The 17,929-nt window shown below is 61.9% G+C and carries 15 protein-coding genes; 2 read left to right on the top strand and 13 right to left on the bottom strand.

Features of this window, described 5'->3' with window-relative positions; genetic code table 11:
- Positions 1-42: 42 nt before the first annotated feature.
- From BFL40_RS29340 to BFL40_RS29280, 13 genes are all read right to left on the bottom strand, one after another.
- Positions 43-906, bottom strand: a complete 864-nt coding sequence (locus BFL40_RS29340; protein WP_071487208.1) for a LysR family transcriptional regulator — start codon at positions 904-906, stop codon at positions 43-45.
- Between the two features lie 1,057 nt (positions 907-1,963).
- Positions 1,964-3,364: an amidase gene (locus BFL40_RS29335; protein ID WP_071487207.1), complete on the bottom strand. Its 1,401-nt coding sequence runs from the start codon at positions 3,362-3,364 to the stop codon at positions 1,964-1,966.
- Positions 3,361-4,629, bottom strand: coding sequence for a Zn-dependent hydrolase (locus BFL40_RS29330; RefSeq protein ID WP_071487206.1), 1,269 nt, complete (start codon positions 4,627-4,629; stop codon positions 3,361-3,363). The genes BFL40_RS29335 and BFL40_RS29330 overlap by 4 nt, the downstream gene beginning before the upstream one ends.
- Positions 4,630-4,642: 13 nt before the next feature.
- Entirely contained in the window at positions 4,643-5,338 is a 696-nt protein-coding gene (locus tag BFL40_RS29325) for an ABC transporter ATP-binding protein (RefSeq protein ID WP_071487205.1), read from the bottom strand.
- Positions 5,338-6,087: an ABC transporter ATP-binding protein gene (locus tag BFL40_RS29320; RefSeq protein WP_071487204.1), complete on the bottom strand. Its 750-nt coding sequence runs from the start codon at positions 6,085-6,087 to the stop codon at positions 5,338-5,340. Before BFL40_RS29320 ends, BFL40_RS29325 begins: the two co-directional genes overlap by 1 nt.
- The gene (locus tag BFL40_RS29315; RefSeq protein WP_071487203.1) at positions 6,084-7,094 is read right to left on the bottom strand and encodes a branched-chain amino acid ABC transporter permease; all 1,011 of its coding nucleotides are present in this window, start codon (positions 7,092-7,094) and stop codon (positions 6,084-6,086) included. Before BFL40_RS29315 ends, BFL40_RS29320 begins: the two co-directional genes overlap by 4 nt.
- 1 nt (position 7,095) lies before the next feature.
- Complete coding sequence (locus tag BFL40_RS29310; RefSeq protein ID WP_015884776.1) at positions 7,096-7,956, bottom strand: branched-chain amino acid ABC transporter permease; 861 nt, start codon at positions 7,954-7,956, stop codon at positions 7,096-7,098.
- A gap of 68 nt (positions 7,957-8,024) precedes the next feature.
- A complete protein-coding gene (locus tag BFL40_RS29305; protein ID WP_071487202.1) occupies positions 8,025-9,227 on the bottom strand; it encodes an ABC transporter substrate-binding protein in 1,203 nt (400 codons plus the stop codon).
- A 133-nt stretch (positions 9,228-9,360) separates the two neighbouring features.
- Positions 9,361-10,128 carry a FadR/GntR family transcriptional regulator gene (locus BFL40_RS29300; protein ID WP_071487201.1) on the bottom strand — a complete coding sequence of 256 codons (768 nt, stop codon included), beginning with the start codon at positions 10,126-10,128 and terminating at the stop codon, positions 9,361-9,363.
- A 109-nt stretch (positions 10,129-10,237) separates the two neighbouring features.
- The gene (locus BFL40_RS29295) at positions 10,238-10,999 is read right to left on the bottom strand and encodes an alpha/beta fold hydrolase (RefSeq protein ID WP_071487200.1); all 762 of its coding nucleotides are present in this window, start codon (positions 10,997-10,999) and stop codon (positions 10,238-10,240) included.
- A 102-nt stretch (positions 11,000-11,101) separates the two neighbouring features.
- Positions 11,102-12,517, bottom strand: a complete 1,416-nt coding sequence (locus BFL40_RS29290) for an efflux transporter outer membrane subunit (RefSeq protein WP_071487199.1) — start codon at positions 12,515-12,517, stop codon at positions 11,102-11,104.
- Complete coding sequence (locus BFL40_RS29285) at positions 12,510-14,483, bottom strand: MacB family efflux pump subunit (RefSeq protein ID WP_071487244.1); 1,974 nt, start codon at positions 14,481-14,483, stop codon at positions 12,510-12,512. Before BFL40_RS29285 ends, BFL40_RS29290 begins: the two co-directional genes overlap by 8 nt.
- Position 14,484: 1 nt before the next feature.
- Positions 14,485-15,657: an efflux RND transporter periplasmic adaptor subunit gene (locus tag BFL40_RS29280; RefSeq protein WP_071487198.1), complete on the bottom strand. Its 1,173-nt coding sequence runs from the start codon at positions 15,655-15,657 to the stop codon at positions 14,485-14,487.
- Positions 15,658-15,916: 259 nt separating this feature from the next.
- On the opposite strand from BFL40_RS29280, the gene BFL40_RS29275 reads away from it, so the two are divergent.
- Complete coding sequence (locus BFL40_RS29275; RefSeq protein ID WP_071487197.1) at positions 15,917-16,399, top strand: sigma-70 family RNA polymerase sigma factor; 483 nt, start codon at positions 15,917-15,919, stop codon at positions 16,397-16,399.
- 126 nt (positions 16,400-16,525) lie between these two features.
- A complete protein-coding gene (locus BFL40_RS29270) occupies positions 16,526-17,863 on the top strand; it encodes a lysine N(6)-hydroxylase/L-ornithine N(5)-oxygenase family protein (protein WP_071487196.1) in 1,338 nt (445 codons plus the stop codon).
- Positions 17,864-17,929: the final 66 nt, after the last annotated feature.

Below are 17,929 nucleotides of genomic sequence, written 5' to 3'. Positions count from 1 at the left end.
GGAAACACCCGCAGGCTAGCATGCGCGGCGGCATCGGGTGATTCAAATCAGCGGGTCCCAGCGTTGTGACCAGTCGGTTTCGGCCTTGACCACGCCGCGCAGCAGCTCTAGCGCCTGTTGCAATACCGCCGAGTCCCGCGCCCGCGAATACACCACGTACGTCGGGAAGTTGAACTCCGGCGCCTTGGGCACACGTCTCATCACGCCGCTGTCCAGATAGCTCTGCACCACCCGCGTGCGGAAATAGCCGGCACCGCCGTTCTCGAGGATGTACTGCAACGCCAGCGGGCCGAGGTTGAAACTCACGGCGGCGCGCGCTTTGTCGGGCAGGGCGGCGTCATGCTGCTGGCGAAAGCCCGGGCCCCAATCGTTGTAGACATAGGGGTCTGGCTTGCTCACCAGTTGCACCAGGATCAGTTTTTCTTCCAGTACCTGCTCCACCTGCAATCCCGGCCAGTATTGCGGCTGGAACACCAGCGCGGCATCGAGCACGCCCAGTTCCAGTTGGCGCAGCAGGTATTCGCCTTCGCGCACTTCGGTGCGCAGGGCATGTCCCGGGATATGTTCGCGCAGGGCCTGGGCCCAACCGAGCATCAGCGGGTTGCACAGGCTGACTTCGCCACCGATATGCAGCACATTGCGGTAGCCGTCGGGCAGCGGCAGGTCACGCCGCGCGGCTTCCCAGGTTTGCAGCAACTGGTTGGCGTACACCACAAACGCCTCGCCATCCGGCGTCAGGCGTGCACCGGCGCGGTTGCGCACAAACAACGTGCTGCCTAGCTGGCTCTCGAGGTTTTTGACCCGCGCGGTGATCGCGGTCTGGGTGACGTGCAGTTTCTCGGCGGCTGCGGCCAGGCTGCCGCAGCGGGTGATTTCGAGGAAGGTGCGTGCCAGTTCGATGTCCATGGGGTGCCCATTTCAGATGAAGGGCTAGTGTAGAGCATGGGGATTTGGTGTGGGAGCTGGCTTGCCAGCGACGCAGGCACCTCGGTGTATCAGGCAGACCGAGGTTGTGCTATCGCAGCATAGGTATCTACACAACTTTTAGTGTTGCGTGAGGCCTGTGGCGAGGGAGCTTGCTTGCGTGGGGGGCCTCGGGTTGGGCGTTTTCTTTTGGTGGGTTTTTGAGTACATATCCGTTGCTGCGGTAACGGCCGCTTATGGTTTCGCCCTTACGGCGACTCACTTTGGAAAAGCCCCAAAGTAAGCAAAGGGCTCTTGCCCCACCACTCGGCACCTCGCTGTGGCTCGGTGTGCCCGCACGCAGTCTTGAATCCGTGGGCCGCCGCGATGGGCCATCCTTGGCCCAGCGCGGCTAAACCGGCATCCTTGCCGGTTTACCCGCTCCACCGTGCCTACTTGCGGCCAGCGTGGTTAATGGGGCGCCTAAGATCAAGATCAAAAAGATCAAAAGCAGAGCACGGCGGCCTGAAAGCCGACCTGAGTGGTGTGGATCAAAAGCCAGATCAACAGCAGTGGGTGTTTTCCTGATGCATGGAGATTAAAAATGTGGAAGCGGGCTTGCTCGCTCACATGTTTTACCGCTTTTGATCTACACCACTCAGGTCGGCTTTCAGGCCGCCGTGCTCTGCTTTTGATCTTTTTGATCTTGATCTTAGGCGCCCCATTAACCACGCTGGCCGCAAGTAGGCACGGTGGAGCGGGTAAACCGGCAAGGATGCCGGTTTAGCCGCGCTGGGCCAGGGATGGCCCATCGCGGCGACCCGCGCAGCCGTGCCTTCGTTCGGGCACACCGAGCCTAGGCGAGGTGCCGAGTGGTGGGGCAAGAGCCCTTTTGGTTACTTTTGGCTGGGCCGGCATTCCGGGCTCTTTTCCAAAAGTGACCCGCTGTAAGAGCGGAACCAATAGCGGCCGTTACCCAAACAACGGATATGTACTCAGCAAAAAAGATGTGTAGACACCTATGGCTATCGCAAACAAGCCACACACATTTGATTGGATTTCAGGCCAAGTCTCTCGGCGCATGCAGGTGCTGGGTGGGGAATGCCGTCGCATACGCCTGGCACACCCGCAGCACCTGTTCATCGGCAAACCGCGCGCCCACCACATGCAACCCCACCGGCAAGCCATTGGCTAACCCGCATGGCACCGAGGCCGCCGGCTGTTGGGTCAAGTTGAAGGGGTAAGTAAACGGCGTCCATTGCGTCCATTCCTGCATACCCGAACCGGGTGGCACGTCGTGCCCAGCCTCAAACGCGGTGATTGGCATCATCGGCGACACCAGTACATCGTAATGTTCATGGAACGCTGCCATCCGTGCCACCAGCGCCGCGCGGGCTTCGAGGGCGGCGCTGTAGTCGCTTAGGGTGAGCTGTTCACCGCGTCTCGCGATGCGCAGCAAGCCTGGGTCCAGCCGTTGTTTTTGTGCCTCGCTCATGGGGCCGGTCAGGCGTGCGGCGCCGGCAGCCCACAGGGTACTGAATACTTCCAGCGGGTCGCTGAAACCGGGATCGATCTGCTCGACATGCGCGCCCAACTGCACCAAGCCTTGCACGGCTTGGGCGACGACTTTGGCGACCTGCGGGTCGACGTCCACATAACCGAAGGTAGGACTGTAAGCCACGCGCAAGCCTTTCAGGTCCGCTCCCGGCGTCAACCACGGTGTAGACCTCGGTGCACCGATCAAGCCATCTCGAGCATCCGGCTGTGCGATGGTTTGCAGCATCAGCACGGTGTCTTCCACGGTTCGAGTCATCGGCCCCAAATGCGACAGGATCGTCATGGAACTGGCCGGCCACTGCGGCACATAACCAAACGTCGGCTTGATGCCGAAGGTGCCGGTAAACGCACACGGAATCCGGATCGATCCCCCAGCGTCGCTGCCCTGATGCAGCACACCCAGGTTCAACGCCGCTGCCGCGCCAGCGCCACCCGACGAACCGCCCGCCGTGGTGCGCGTATCCCACGGGTTTCGGGTGATGCCGTACAGCGGGTTGTCAGTGACGCCTTTCCAGCCGAACTCCGGGGTGGTGGTTTTGCCCAGTAGCACTGCGCCGGCTTTGCGCATCAAGGCCGAGAACGGTGCGTCTACGTCCCACGGTCCCTCGGCGGATGTGGTGCGCGAGCCTTTGCGCGTGGGCATGCCGATCGTCAGCGTAAGGTCTTTTATTGAAGACGGTACGCCGTCCAATGCACCGCAAGGTTCACCTTTGAACCAGCGCTGTTCGGACGCCCGCGCGGCCGTCAATGCACCTTCCGGGTCGACGTGGCAATAGGCGTTCACCACCGGGTTGTAGCGTTCGATGCGTAGCAAGGCGTCTTCGGTGACATCCACCGGCGACAAGCTCTTGTCGCGAAAATGCTGCAGTAGTTGTACCGCCGTCAGTTGACCCATCTCACTCATGCCACTTCCCCCTGAGCTGCGTTCACCATGGCGCGCAGCAATACCGCGCAGCCTGCCGCCAGGTCCTCCGGCGCGGCGTTTTCGATTTCGTTGTGGCTGATGCCGCCTTCGCACGGCACAAAGATCATCCCGGCCGGGCCTAGTTCGGCGACGAAAATCGCGTCGTGCCCGGCGCCGCTGACGATGTCCATATGGCTCAAGCCCAGGGCACTCGCGCCGTCACGCACGGCGTTGACGCAGGCCGAGTTGAAGTCCAGTGGCGGGAAGTCGGCGGTGGGCGTCAGTTCAAACGTCAGGCCATGGTGCTTGGCCGTCGTTTCGATCACGCCGCGCACTTCATCGACCATGGCTTGCAGCTTGTCGGCATGCAGATGGCGCAGGTCGATGGTCATGTGCACTTGGCCGGGAATCACGTTGCGCGAACCTGGGTGCAGGCTCAGGCAACCGACGGTGCCGCAGGCGTGGGGTTGCTGCTGATGGGCGATGCGGTTGACCGCGCTGACCACCTCGGCGGCGCCCACCAGGGCATCCTTGCGCAGGTGCATGGGCGTCGGGCCCGCGTGGGCTTCGACGCCGGTCAAGGTCAGGTCGAACCACTTCTGGCCGAGACAGCCCATCACCACGCCAATCGTAGTTGCCTGGTCTTCCAGCACCGGGCCTTGCTCGATATGTGCCTCGAAATACGCGCCCACCGGGTGGCCCAATACCGCGCGGGAACCGGCATAGCCGATGCGCTGCAACTCGGCACCCACCGACAGGCCCTGGTCGTCGAGTTTGTCGAGGGTGTCCTGCAAGTCGAACTTACCGGCGAATACGCCGGAGCCCATCATGCACGGCGGGAAACGCGAGCCTTCTTCGTTGGTCCACACCACCACTTCAATCGGTGCTTGGGTCTCGATGTTCAGGTCATTCAGGGTGCGGATCACTTCCAAACCGGCCATCACCCCATAGCAGCCGTCGAACTTGCCGCCGGTGGGCTGGGTGTCGATATGGCTGCCGGTCATTACCGGGGGCAGGGCCGGGTTGCGTCCGGCGCGGCGCGCAAAAATATTGCCGATAGCGTCGACCGTCACACTGCACCCGGCCGCCTCGCACCAGTGCACAAACAGATCACGGGCCTGGCGGTCGAGGTCGGTCAGCGCCAGGCGGCACACGCCGCCTTTGACGGTGGCGCCGAGTTGGGCCAGCTCCATCAGCGATTGCCACAGGCGGTCGCGGTTGATCAGCGGGGCGTTGCTCTGGAGCGGTTGCGCGAAACTATTCATCTGCAATCTCCGGTCAGGCACTCAGGGCCAGGTAGCGGTTCTTGATCGTCGGGTCGGCGCGGAAGGCGGCGGCGCTGCCCTCGTACACCACGCGGCCCTGTTCGAGCACGTAATGGCGGTCGGCGAGCTTGTCGCAGACCATCAGGTTCTGTTCCACCAGCAGCACGGGCAGGCCGTCTTCCTTGACCTTGCGCAGGATCTTTACCAGCTCATCGACGATCACCGGGGCGAGGCCTTCGGTGGGTTCATCGAGGATCAGTAGCTTGGGGTCGTTGAGCAGTGCGCGGGCGATAGCGAGCATCTGCTGCTCACCGCCGGACAACGCGTGGCCCGCGTTTTTGCGGCGTTCCTTGAGGCGCGGGAACATGCCGTAGACGTCCTCCATCTGCCAGCGGCTGGTCTTGCGCACGGCGATACGCAGGTTTTCCTCGACGCTGAGCAGGCGGAAAATCCCACGGTTCTCCGGCACCAGCGCTAAGCCCTGACGCGCGATTTCAAAAATCTTCTGGCCTACCAGCGCCTGGCCGTTGAAGTGAATCTGGCCCTGACGCGGACAAATGATTCCCAGGATGCTGCGCAGCGTGGTGGTCTTGCCGGCGCCATTGCGGCCGAGCAGGGTCACCAGTTCACCGGGGTTGACGGTCAGCGACACACCTTCCAGTACATGGCTTTTGTCGTAGTAGGAGTGGATATTCTCGACGATCAGCATCAGGCGGCCTCTCCCAAGTAAGCGGTGCGCACGCGCTCATCGGCGCGCACGAATTCCGGTGTGCCTTCGACCAGGATCTGCCCGTGGCTCATCACCGTGATGCGTTGGCTGATGGACATGACGATGCTCATGTTGTGTTCGATCAGCAGCACCGTGTGGTCGCGGCCGAGGTCGCTGATCAGCTGAGTCATGATCGGGATGTCATCGATGCCCATGCCCGAGGTGGGTTCGTCGAGCATCAACAGTTTGGGTTTGGAACAGATCGACATGCCGACCTCCAGCACCCGCTGCTGGCCGTGGGACAACTCGCCGGCCAGGGTGTCGGCGCGGGCGGTGAGTTGCAGGCGTTCCAGCACCTGATCGGCCATTTCCACGTGCTCGCGTTTGCTGTCGACGCGGCGCCAAAAATTCAGGGCACGGGCGCCGTCACGGCCTTGGGCGGCCAGGCGCAGGTTTTCGCGCACGCTGAGGTTTTGGAACAGGCTGGTGAGCTGGAACGAGCGCGCCATGCCCAGGCCAACACGGCCGTGGGCCGGTTTGCGGATCAGGTTCTTGCCGTCGAAATGAATCGCCCCGGCAGTGGCCTGGCGCTCGCCGGTCAGGCAGTGGAACAGGCTGGTTTTGCCTGCGCCGTTGGGGCCGATGATGGTGTGGATGGTGCCGGCTTCGACCTTGAGGTTGACGCCGTTCACCGCGTGGAACGCGCCATAGGCCAGTTCCAGGTCTTTAGTTTCCAGCAGGATGCTCATAACAGCTCCTCCTTGGTCACGACGCTGGCCTTGCGGCTGCTGCGTACCTTTTCAAACAGTGACGACAAACCGCCCCACAACCCACCGCGCATAAAGATCACCACCAGGATCAGGATGATCCCGAGCAGCATCAGCCAGCGCGGCCACAGGTCGGAGAGGAAGTCTCCCAGCAACACGATGGACCCGGCGCCCAGCAAAGAGCCGAACAACGAGCCGGTGCCGCCGACGATGGTCATGATCAGAATGTTCTCGGACATCGCCAGGTCGATATTCGACAGCGGCACAAAGTGCAGCAACATGGCGTAGAGCGCCCCGGCGATGCCGGTGACCGCGCCGGACAGCACGAATACCAGGATCTTGAAGTGGCGGGTGTCGTAGCCGATGGCAGAGGCACGAGTTTCGTTTTCGCGGATCGCCATCAGGGTGCTGCCGAACGGCGAGGCGATTACCCGGCGTGCGCCGATGAAGATCAGCAGGAACAGCACCGCGACAAAGCCGTAGAACGCGCGGGCGTCGGTCAACGACAGCAGCACCGTGTCACCGATGCGGATTTCCGGGCGTGGCACGCTGAGCAGGCCGTTATCACCGCCGGTCCAGTCGCTGAGGGTGTAGGCGACGAAGTAGGCCATCTGGCTGAACGCCAACGTCAGCATCACGAAGTAAATGCCGGTGCGGCGGATCGCCAGGGCGCCGACCAAAAAGGCCAGGAAACCGCCCGCTACGGCAGCGCCGATCAACGCGCTGAACAAGCCCAATTGCAGATGAATCATCAGCAGCGCGGCACAGTAGGCGCCGGCACCAAAGAAGATGCCTTGGCCAAATGACAACAGGCCGGTGTAACCCAGTAGCAGGTTGCAGGCGAGGGCGGCCATGGCAAAGATCAGGATCTCGGTGGCCAGGGTCGCCGAGGGCAGGATCAACGGCAAACCGATCAGCACCGCCAGCACCCACAGCAACATCGCCTTGGATTGGGTTTTTGCGAACGGCAGGGGGTTTTTCTCGCTCATGTCAGGCTCTCCCGAACAGGCCGTAAGGGCGTACCAGAATCACCACGGCCATCGCACCGTAGATCATCAGGCTCGCGCCCTGGGGCCAGAGTGTGGTCATCAGGCTTTGCACCACGCCCACCAGCAAACCGCCAACCAACGCACCGCTGAATGAACCCATGCCGCCGATTACCACGACAACAAAGGCGACGCCGAGGATTTCCGGGCCGACAAAGGGCTGGGCACCGCGTAATGGCGCGAACAACACGCCAGCAACCCCGGCCAAGGCCACGCCGAGGGCAAAGGTCATGGAGAACAGGCGGAAGATATTGGTACCCAGCAGCGATACGGTTTCGGTGCTTTCACTGCCGGCCCGCACGAGTGCGCCGAAGCGCGTGCGTTCCAGCAGCAGCCACAGCCCCAAGCCTACCAGCCCGGAAAACACGATCAGGAACAGGCGGTAGTAGGGGTAGACGAAATCACCCACCACCAGCACGCCGCGCAGCAGTTCCGGCACGGCGACGCTTTTGCCCACCGGGCCCCAGATCATCACGCTGGCTTCCTGGATGATCAACGCGATACCGAGCGTCACCAGGATCTGGAACATATGCGGCAAGTGATAAATCCGCTGGATCAATAACCGCTCGATCACCCACGCCAGTGCAGCCACCACCAGCGGCGCGATCAGCAGCGCCAGCCAGAAGTTGCCGGTGAGGCTCACGGCGGTGTAGCAGATGTAGGCGCCCAGCAGGAAGAACGCGCCGTGGGCGAAGTTGACGAAGTTGAGCAGGCCGAAAATGATCGTCAGCCCGACCGCGATCAGGAAGTAAATCATCCCCAACCCAAGGCCGTTAAGTATCTGGAACAGGTAAAGATTAAGCATGCGCAAACCCTCGAACAGGTGGCCGCCGAGGCGGCCCTGTCGTGTGCAACCGGTAGTGTTTTAGCGGATCAGCCGAGCACGCAGCCCGTGGCTTCCACCGGCGGGAACGACTGGCCGGCGCTGAGCACCTTGGCGAGGTCGTCCTTGTCGGCCATGTCGGCGGTAGCCTTGCCGATCATCAGGTAGTAATCCTTGATCACCTGGTGGTCGCCGGCGCGGATCGATTCCTTGCCGGTGGGGCCTTCGAAATTCAGGCCTTGCATGGCCTTGGCCACGGTTGGGCCGTCGAAGCTGCCGGTTGAAATGATGGTGTCGAGCATGACCTTGGTGCTGATGTAGTCAGCGGCCAGCGGGTAGGTGGGGTTGATGCCGTATTTGGCCTGGGTCAGCTTGACCAGTTCACGGTTGAGCGGGGTGTCGACCTGGTGCCAGTACTGCGCGCCCAGGTACACGCCTTCGAGTACATCGCTGCCCAGTTCCTGGAATTGGTCGAGGCCGGCGGACCACACCAGTAGCACTTTCATGCGCTGCTTGATGCCGAAGTTCACCGCCTGGCGCAGGGTGTTGGACGACTGGCTGCCGAAGTTGAGCAGCACCAGCACGTCGGGTTTGGCGGCGATGGCGTTGGTCAGGTAGCCGGAGAACTCTTGTTCTTGCAGCGAGTGATAGCTGTTGCCGACATGCTCCAGGCCGTTGTCCTTGAGCACGCTCTTGGCGCCTTCGAGCAAGGCTTCGCCAAACACGTATTGCGGCGTGATGGTGTACCAGCGCTTGGCGTCCGGCAGCAACTTGATCAGCGGCACCATGGTTTCGCGGATTGCGCCGTAGGTCGGCACTGACCAGCGGAACGTCGCACTGTTGCAGTCTTTGCCGGTGACTTCATCGGCGCCCACCGGGGTCATGAACACGCCGCCGACCTTGCTCACTTCCTTGGCCACCGCCAACGCGGATGACGACAGCGTGCAGCCCTGGAAGAAGCGCGCGCCGTCTTGCTGGATCGCCTCCTGCACCTTGCGCACCGCCTTGCCGGCGTTGCCTTCGGTGTCGATGACCTTGTAGTTCAACGGGCGGCCGAGAAGGGTGGGGTGTTGTTCCACCGCCAGGCGCGAACCCATGTCGGCAAACTTGCCATAGCTGGCAAAGGCGCCGGACATGGACTTGAGGCCGTAAAAGGTAAAGGGCTCGGCGGCGAATGCAGAACGCACACTCAGCGGAAGGCTGAGGGCGGCTGCGGCGGTAAGACTGGCTTTCAACAACGTACGACGCTGCATGGGGTGACTCCCTGGTTTAGTTATTGGCAGGAGCGGCAAGGGCGATACGGTGGAGCAGGGCCTGTGGGCAGGCCTGTTATTAAGTTGGGTGAAACGCTCAAACGGTTGGAGCTCGGTGAAATGTGGGGTGTGCTCAGCGGTGATCGAACTCCAGCAAAAAGTGCGGGCTGACTTCGCCTTCAAGGGCGGTCATGTGGTGTTCGGCGTCACACATGTGTTCATGCATCAAGCCTCGCACTGCGCTTTCGTCACCGGCGCGAAAGGCAATCAGCAGTTGCTTGTGATAATCGAGGTTGGCCGCATCGAACTGTTTGCGCTTGGGTTTGTAGGCTTTTTTCAGCACCACCAGGTCGCGCAGCAGGTCATTGAGAAACTGCGCCATAAAACTCAGCAGTGGGTTGGGGCAAGCCTTGGCCAGCAGGTTATGGAACTCCAACTCCGCCAGTCGCTGTTCGCGCTGGCCCGCTTCGCTGTCTTCCGGTGCGCTGCAAAAATCCACGTTGTCTTGCAGGGCCAGGTAGTCGTCTTCGCTCAAGCGTCCGAGTACGGACACGGCGAGTTCCACTTCAATGACCTTGCGCAGTTGGTACACCTGCTCGCCGTCCAAATGCTGGAAGTGCAGGTAGTTACGCAGCGCACGACTGGCGGGCTCAGTACCGGCCTGGTTCAGGTAAGCCCCGCCGCTGGGACCGGTGCGGGTACTTACCAGGCCTTCCACTTCAAGGGCCTTGAGCGCTTCACGGGCCGAGCCCTTGGAGCATTGGAAGCTTTCCATCAGCTCACGCTCGGTCGGCAGTCGGTCGCCGGGCTTCAGCGCATCGGTGACGATAGAGCGCTTGACCGATTCGACAATCACGTCGGAGAGCTTTTGGCGTTTGCGTCGTAGCGGGCGGCTGAGCATGGTGTTCTATTTATCCTATTAATGCGGATTAATAGCACTTAATAACGATTGGGCGAGAGCGTCAACGCAGGGTGTCGTTTTCGGCGTGAAGAGGTCGTAAACGCGGCGATTATTCCCAACTACCGCGGTCGAGACAGCGCGTGGAGGCCGGTGGCTGTTTGCCGTTGACCAAAAAACCACCCACCCATTGGTTGACACACCCGGCGGCGATGGTGCCGGGCCGACTCGAGTCTTTGAGCAGCAACAGGTCGACGCCAGCGGCGACGGGTTCACCGTGCCCGACGTTGACCAACACCATGCGTGCGACGCGCTCGGGAAACAGCTTGGCATACCGACTGCCGAGCCGGGTTGCAACAGCGTTGCCGAGGTAGTTGAGCTGTGCATCGCCCAGTTGCGCGCGTACAAACTCCATGTCCCGCGCAGCCTGCTCGATCGCATTGTCTTGATTAAGGTCGCGAGTGCTCAACTCGATCACGTCGTAGCGGTTGGCCAGCGTGCGATAGGCCGGTGTGGCGTAAGACTCCCAGCGACTGACCAACTGGAGGGCGAACGTTGCGTCTTGGCCTTGTTGCGCCTCACCGGCCTGGATGAACACCACGCCCTCGCGGCTGAGCGGCTCTCGGGCGCCCACACGTGTCAGCGTCAGGCGCACAGTGCCGCGCGCAGGCGCGGCGTGGTCGCGGGGTACGTTCACCGTGCCGCATTGGGTTCGGTCAAGCACCTCGGGGTCCGGCCGTTGTAAAGCGGGGAAGGGGCAGTCCAGCAGCCAGTCAATCGCAGTAGGCGCGATCAGCGGCTCGGCAAAGCCCAGGCTCGCTATAAGCCAGAGGCAAGCGCACGCCAGGCTTTTTACAAGAACGCTGGATTTCATCGGGACGTACCGGGCAGCCGTGTGAGGACGGCTTTTTACCAAGGACCCGGGGTCAAGGAATGTAGGATAAATAAACGCTTTGTGTAAGGAATCGGAGTTTCGTTATCGGATATCCACTTTCCAGCCGCCACCCAAGGCTTTGTACAGGGCAATGCTGGCTTGCAGCCGTGACAGCCGTAGCTGCACGTTCAAGTCCTGGGCCGCGTACAGCGTGCGTTGGGTTTCCAGCACGGTCAGCCAATCTTCTGCACCGGCCTGGTAGCGGCTTTCGGCGATCTGGAACGCAGTCTGGGCCTGTTGCAGTTCTTCGGTTTGCCATTGGCGCTGCTGGTCCAGGCGCGTGATGCTGCTGAGGGATTTCTCCACATCGGCAAAGCCCTTGATGATTGCGCCACGATAGGTTTGCAGCAGCTCGTCCTGGCGGGCGCGAGCCTTGTCGCGTTCGGCGCTTAAACGGCCATTGTTGAAGATCGGCGCCATCAGGCCGGAGGTCAGGTTGTAGAAGGGGCTGCGTAGAATATCGGCGGCCTTGTCGGACCCTGAGCCAAACGTTGCGCCCAAGGTCACGGTGGGCAGCATCGCCGCGCGGGCCACCGTGACATCGGCACTGGCCGCAGCAAGCTGCGCTTCGGCCTGGGCGAGGTCGGGGCGACGACTCAACAGTTGGCTGGGCGCGCCCGCACCAATGGTCGGCCAGGTCAGTGCCTGGAAGGGTTCGGTGCCAAGGTTCAGGGCTTGCACGGGTTGACCGAGCAGGGCGGCGAGAGTGATCAAGGATTCTTCGGCCAGTTGCTGAATCAGCGGCAGTTGCCGTTGCTGGCTGGCGACCAGGCTTTTCTGTTGGGCCAGCTCCAAGGCCGTGGCGGAGCCAGCGTCGTAGCGGGTTTGGACCAGGTCAAGCACATTGCGCGCATTTGCCAGGTTCAGCTCGGCGATCTGTTGGCGTTGGCGGGCGGCGAGGGTTTGCGCGTAGCGGTCGGCCACGCTGCTGAGCAGGGTCAGTTCCACGGTGGCCCGGTCGAACTCACTGGCCCGCAGGGTTTGCAGGGCGCTGTCCCGGGCGGCGGCGCGGCCACCCCAGAAATCCACTTCGTAGCTGGCGGTAAGGTTGGCACCGAAACTGTCGACCGTGTTGTTGCTTTGCGTCGCATCGAGTGAAGCGTTACCGCTGCCATGCAGCAGCTTTTCACGGCTGGCGGTGAGGTTGAACTTCACCTCGGGCAACAGCGGCGCGCCGGCAATGACTGCACTTGCCTGGGCCTGGCGCACCCGCGCCATGGCGGCGGCCACGTCATAACTGTCACGACGGGCCTGGTCGATCAGACGGTTCAATTGCGGGCTGCCGAATTGCATCCACCAGCGCTGGTTGGTGGCCTGTGCAGCGTCACGCTCGGCGTATTGCCAGGCAGCGGGCGGCGCAATGCCGCTCTCCACAACGGGCGGGTTACCGGCGCAGGCGTTGAGCAGCAGGCACAGGCTTAGGAGGGACAGGTGCGGTGTGATGGATCGTTTATTCACTGGTCAATGCCTTAACCGGATCAAGCCGGGCAGCTTTACGGGCCGGCATAAAGCCGAATACGACACCGGTGACCAGCGCACAGCCAAACGCGCCAAGCACCGCCACCAGGGAAAACTGCACCGCCACTTTGGCCAGTACCAGCACGCCACCCACCAGCAGAGCCAGGGCGATACCGCACAGGCCGCCGACCACCGAGAGCATCACCGCCTCGGTGAGGAACTGGCGCAAGATGTCGCGCTGGCGCGCACCGGTGGCCATGCGGATACCAATTTCGCGGGTGCGTTCGCGCACCGTCATCAGCATGATATTCATCACGCCGATCCCGCCTACCAACAGGGAAATCGCGGCAATCGAACCCAGCATCAACGACAGTGTATTTTGCGTGCGCGCCTCGGCCTGGATCATCGCGGCGTTATTGGTCAATTGGTAATCGCGCTTACCGTTGTGCAGCTTGAACATAAGTTGGTCGATCGCCTGTTCGGCCTCATGCACCTTGCGCGCATCGGCGGCGGCAATCGCCACGTATTCGGGGTTATAGGTGCCAAACAGGCGCACGCTGGCGGCGGTGTAGGGGATGGCGACACGGTCGTCGCTGTCTTTATTGCCGGAGCTGGAGCCTTTTTCCGCCAGCACGCCGATCACCTGGAAGGGCACGTTTTCAATCAGGATGTATTGGCCGATGGGGCTGGCCACACCCTTGAACAGCTTCTCGCGGATACGATGGCCGATCACCGCCACGGTGGCACCGGCGCGTTCGTCGGCCTCGGTGAAGTAGCTACCCTCGACCACCGGCCAGTTGAAAATCGCTGGAAAGTTGACGTCGTTGCCGCCCACGTACGCCAGGTAGTCCAGGTTGCCGAAGCGTACCCCCGCGTCGTTGCCGTTGACCGGCATGATGCGCTTGACCTGGGGCAGCGCCGCCAAGGCCGCGACATCGTTGAGGGTCACGATACCCAGTGGCGTGCGCGGGTTAGGCGAGGAGCCGCTGAGGTAGATAATGTTGGAGCCGAACGCGCCCATCTGTGCCATGACCTGGCGTTTGCTGCCTTCACCCACCGCCAGCATCACCACCACCGACGCCACGCCGATGATGATCCCCAGGAGTGTCAGTGCGGTGCGGAACCGGTTGATCCACATTACCCGCCAGGCAGCCTGAATGGCATCCTTCAGTTCGGCCTTCCAGGCGCCGTTGTGCTCGGCGCCGTCGGCCAGACGCTGGCGCAAGTCCACGGCCTGCAAGGCATCGCTGTTGGCGGTCGCCGGTACATAGGTTTCACCCTCGGCCGAGTCGCTGATGATCAAACCGTCGCGAATCTCGATGATGCGGTTGGCGCGCGCCGCTACTTCGCGGTCGTGGGTAATCAGGATGACCACATGGCCCTGGCTCGCCAGCTCGTCGAGCAGCGCCATCACTTCGGCGCCGCTGTGGCTGTCAAGGGCGCCGGTGGGTTCGTCGGCGAGGATGATATGGCCGCCGTTCATCAGCGCGCGAGCAATCGAAACGCGTTGCTGCTGGCCTCCGGAAAGCTGGTGTGGACGGTTGCCGGTGCGGTCGGCCAGGCCCAGTCGGGTGAGCAGGGCCTTGGCGCGGGCATGCCGTTCGGCGGCGCTGATGCCTGCATAGATCGCCGGCATCTCGACGTTTTCCTGGGCCGAGCCCGATGGGATCAAGTGGTAGCCCTGGAACACAAAACCAAAGGCCTCACGGCGTAGCCAGGCCAGTTCGTCGCTGTCCAGATGGGCGACATTTTCCCCGGCGAACAGGTAGTCACCGACGGTGGGGCGGTCGAGGCAGCCGAGGATATTCATCAGCGTGGATTTGCCGGAACCGGAAGCGCCGACGATGGCCACGAATTCCCCGGCATGGATCGACAGGTCGATCCCTCGCAACACGTCGACTTGTGGGCTGTCGCCGCCGCCGTAGGATTTGCGGATGTTCTTGAGTTCGATCAACGGCGTGGTCAAATCAACCCCCGCTGCCGTCGACTGGGCCAATCAGCAAGTGATCGCCTTCATTCAGACCCTCGATCACTTCGACCCGCAGGCGATCGCTGATACCCAGGCGCACGGCACGTTCCTCAATAGAGCCGTTTTTTGCCACCACGCGGGCGATCGGTTTGTCGGCGCCGTGGTTGCTCAACAGGGCGGCGACCGGCGCCGTGAGGGCGTCCTTGACTTGGCCCGCGACGAAAAACACCTGGGTGGTCATTTCGGGCATCAGCGCATTGTCGGCGTTGTCCACATCCAGCAGCACGGTGTACAGCACCACGCGGCCGCTGCCGCTTTTGTTCGAGCTGCTGGGGCTGCCACTGCCTTGGCTGGTTTCATTCAACGGTTTGGGCGGGATTGGCAGGATCTGCCGTACGGTGCTGGTCCAGCGGCGGCTGCCGCCGCTGAGCGTGGTGAAATAGGCAGTCATACCGGGTTTGACGTGGCCGATGTCGGCTTCGGACACTTCGGCCCATACGGTCATCGGCGACAACTTGGCGATGCGCAGGATCAGCGGCGTCTGTTGCTGGGCGTTGAGGGTTTGGCCGACCCGCGCATCCACCGCCACCACGGTGCCGGTCATTGGCGCGAAGATCCGCGTATACCCCAACTCGGCTTCGTCGCTGCGCAGGCTGGCTTGGGCCTGGCGAATCTGCGCCTGGAACATGTCGACCCGCGCCTGGGTCGCGCTCAGCTCGGCCTTGGCGGTTTGCACATCTTCTTCGCGGGTGGCGTTACCGGCTGCCAGGCGCTGCTGGCGCTGGTACTTCTGGCGCGCCAGTTCATGTTGGGCTTTCTGTTCTTGCAATTGGGCCTTGAGGTTTTCGATGGCGTAGCGGCTGGCGTCGAGTTTGGCCTTCTGGGTGGAAGGGTCGATCTCCACCAGCAATTGGCCTTCCTTGACCTGGTCGCCGGCCTCGACGTGAATCTTCTGGATTTGCCCGGACGCCTGGGCCCCCACGTCGACATAACGGCGCGGTTGCAGGGTGCCCAAGGCGGTGACGCTGCTTTCGATGTTGCCGCGGGTCACGGTGACGGTGGCCAGGGTGTCGCGGCCCGGTGGCAGCACTTGCCAGGCGGCGACGGCGAACACAGGAATCAGGCACGCCACCACAAGCAGGGCGCGTCGGGCAGGTCGAGGGCGTTTCATGCTTAGGTTCCAGCCAGGAAAGATCGGAGCGCAGTTGCGCAGAGCTGACTGTTAAACGAGAGAATTACTTGGGGATTTAGGCCGTTACACAATCAGTAACAGCTGCGCTGAGTAAAAAAAGTCGACGGTTGATGCAAGACTTCTTTAAAAGTAGATGAGAATTATTATAAATTGCACACATTCAAACTGCCATCATCCATGGGCTGCCTTTTTAGCACTCAAGGATCAAATACTGTCCCTCTGCGGGCGGACGGGAGTCATGTTGGAAAACTACTATCGCGAGCTGGTGTGTTTCCTCAACGCCAAGTTGGGCAACCGTCAGGTGGCCGAAGATGTGGTGCATGACGCTTATGTGCGGGTGTTGGAGCGAGCCAGCGATACGCCGATCGAACAGCCACGGGCGTTTCTGTATCGCACCGCGCTGAACCTGGTGATTGACGGCCATCGGCGCAACGCCTTGCGCCAGGTCGAACCCCTGGAAGTACTGGACAGCGAAGGGCGCTTCGCCACCTGTTCACCCCACGCCAGCCATGATCAGGGGCAGCGCCTGGAAATGCTGGAGCGTGCCTTGGCGGAACTGCCGGCCGTGTGTCGCGACAGTTTTCTACTGCGCAAACTCGAGGGCCTGACCCACCTGCAAATCGCCGAACGCCTGAGCATTTCCCGCAGCCTGGTGGAAAAACACATCGTGAACGCCATGAAGCATTGCCGGGTGCGCATGCGCGAGTGGGATGCTCACTGACAGCTCATCGGCTAAATTTTATTTCATTGTCCTCGTTTCCTATCAACACACGACCTGTTGATCAGCCTTCAGGTCTCGAAGGTATTCCCGCCCCACCGCCACGGGGCTTATCCAGAGGACACTGGAATGACACAGGCAATTGCTTCGCCCGCGGTTCATGACCTGATCGGTATCGGTTTCGGCCCCTCGAACCTGGCGCTGGCCATCGCGCTGCAGGAACGTGAGAAGGCCCAGGGCAAACTGGACGTGCTGTTTCTCGACAAGCAGGCTGACTACCGCTGGCACGGCAATACCCTGGTGACCCAGAGCGAACTGCAGATTTCTTTCCTCAAGGACCTGGTGACCTTGCGCAACCCCACCAGCCCTTACTCCTTCGTCAATTACTTGAAAGCCCATGACCGCCTGGTGGACTTCATCAACCTGGGCACCTTCTACCCCTGCCGCATGGAGTACAACGACTACCTGCGCTGGGTCGCAGGCCAGTTCCAGGTCCAGGGCCGCTATGGCGAGGAAGTGCTGGCCATCGAGCCGATCCTGCATCAGCAGCAGGTTGAAGCGTTGCGCGTGATTTCCCGTGATGCGCTGGGCGAACAGCATGTGCGCACCACCCGTTCGGTGGTGGTCAGTGCCGGTGGCACGCCGCGTGTGCCGGTAGCATTCAAAGGCCTCAAGGATGACGGCCGGGTGTTCCACCATTCGCAGTACCTGGCGCGCATGGCCCAGCAGCCGTGCGTTGACGGCAAGCCGATGCGCATCGCGATCATCGGCGGTGGGCAGAGCGCGGCCGAAGCCTTTATCGACCTGAACGACAGCTTCCCGTCGGTGCAGGTCGACATGATCCTGCGCGGCTCGGCACTCAAGCCCGCCGATGACAGCCCGTTCGTCAATGAAGTGTTCTCGCCGGCCTTTACCGACCTGGTGTTCCAACAGGTTGGCGCCGAGCGTGAGCGCCTGGTCGCCGAGTACCAGAACACCAACTACTCGGTGGTGGACCTGGACTTGATCGAGCGCATTTACGGTATTTTCTACCGCCAGAAAGTCTCCGGCATCGCCCGCCATGCCTTCCGTACCATGACCGTGGTCGAGAAAGCCGTCGCCGGCCCGTTGGGTGTCGAGCTGACCCTGCGCAACAACGCAACCGGCGAAACCAGCCTGGGTCATTACGACGCCGTGGTGTTGGCCACCGGTTACGAGCGCCAGATGCACCGCGAATTGCTGGCGCCGCTGGACGCCTACATGGGCGATTTTGAAGTCAGCCGTGACTACCGCATCGTGACCGACGAGCGCTGCAAGGCCGGGATCTACATCCAGGGTTTCAGCCAGGCCAGCCATGGCTTGAGCGATACCTTGCTGTCGATCCTGCCGATTCGCGCCGACGAGATCGCCGCGTCGCTGTATGAGCACGACCGCAGCCGGGGCAAAGCGCGCTCGGTACAGGACCTGCTGTTGGCAACGGCCAGCTGACAGGCCGTACTTGTGACAAGAGGTTGCTGCTGATACTGTACAAAAAACCAGTATCGGTAGCCCTCC

It is taken from the genome of Pseudomonas costantinii (assembly GCF_001870435.1).
Taxonomy (GTDB): domain Bacteria; phylum Pseudomonadota; class Gammaproteobacteria; order Pseudomonadales; family Pseudomonadaceae; genus Aquipseudomonas; species Aquipseudomonas costantinii.
Note: the sequence above shows the minus strand (reverse complement) of the source record. Positions and strands in the feature narration are given on the sequence as shown.

Bases quoted from the DNA above. Each gene is read 5' to 3' on its own strand.
- BFL40_RS29270 (WP_071487196.1), top strand. From the start codon at position 16,526: ATGACACAGGCAATTGCTTCGCCCGCGGTTCATGACCTGATCGGTATC.
- BFL40_RS29325 (WP_071487205.1), bottom strand. From the start codon at position 5,338: ATGCTGATCGTCGAGAATATCCACTCCTACTACGACAAAAGCCATGTA.
- BFL40_RS29305 (WP_071487202.1), bottom strand. From the start codon at position 9,227: ATGCAGCGTCGTACGTTGTTGAAAGCCAGTCTTACCGCCGCAGCCGCC.
- BFL40_RS29310 (WP_015884776.1), bottom strand. From the start codon at position 7,956: ATGCTTAATCTTTACCTGTTCCAGATACTTAACGGCCTTGGGTTGGGG.
- BFL40_RS29340 (WP_071487208.1), bottom strand. From the start codon at position 906: ATGGACATCGAACTGGCACGCACCTTCCTCGAAATCACCCGCTGCGGC.
- BFL40_RS29330 (WP_071487206.1), bottom strand. From the start codon at position 4,629: ATGAATAGTTTCGCGCAACCGCTCCAGAGCAACGCCCCGCTGATCAAC.
- BFL40_RS29335 (WP_071487207.1), bottom strand. From the start codon at position 3,364: ATGAGTGAGATGGGTCAACTGACGGCGGTACAACTACTGCAGCATTTT.
- BFL40_RS29315 (WP_071487203.1), bottom strand. From the start codon at position 7,094: ATGAGCGAGAAAAACCCCCTGCCGTTCGCAAAAACCCAATCCAAGGCG.
- BFL40_RS29275 (WP_071487197.1), top strand. From the start codon at position 15,917: ATGTTGGAAAACTACTATCGCGAGCTGGTGTGTTTCCTCAACGCCAAG.
- BFL40_RS29320 (WP_071487204.1), bottom strand. From the start codon at position 6,087: ATGAGCATCCTGCTGGAAACTAAAGACCTGGAACTGGCCTATGGCGCG.
- BFL40_RS29280 (WP_071487198.1), bottom strand. From the start codon at position 15,657: ATGAAACGCCCTCGACCTGCCCGACGCGCCCTGCTTGTGGTGGCGTGC.
- BFL40_RS29295 (WP_071487200.1), bottom strand. From the start codon at position 10,999: ATGAAATCCAGCGTTCTTGTAAAAAGCCTGGCGTGCGCTTGCCTCTGG.
- BFL40_RS29300 (WP_071487201.1), bottom strand. From the start codon at position 10,128: ATGCTCAGCCGCCCGCTACGACGCAAACGCCAAAAGCTCTCCGACGTG.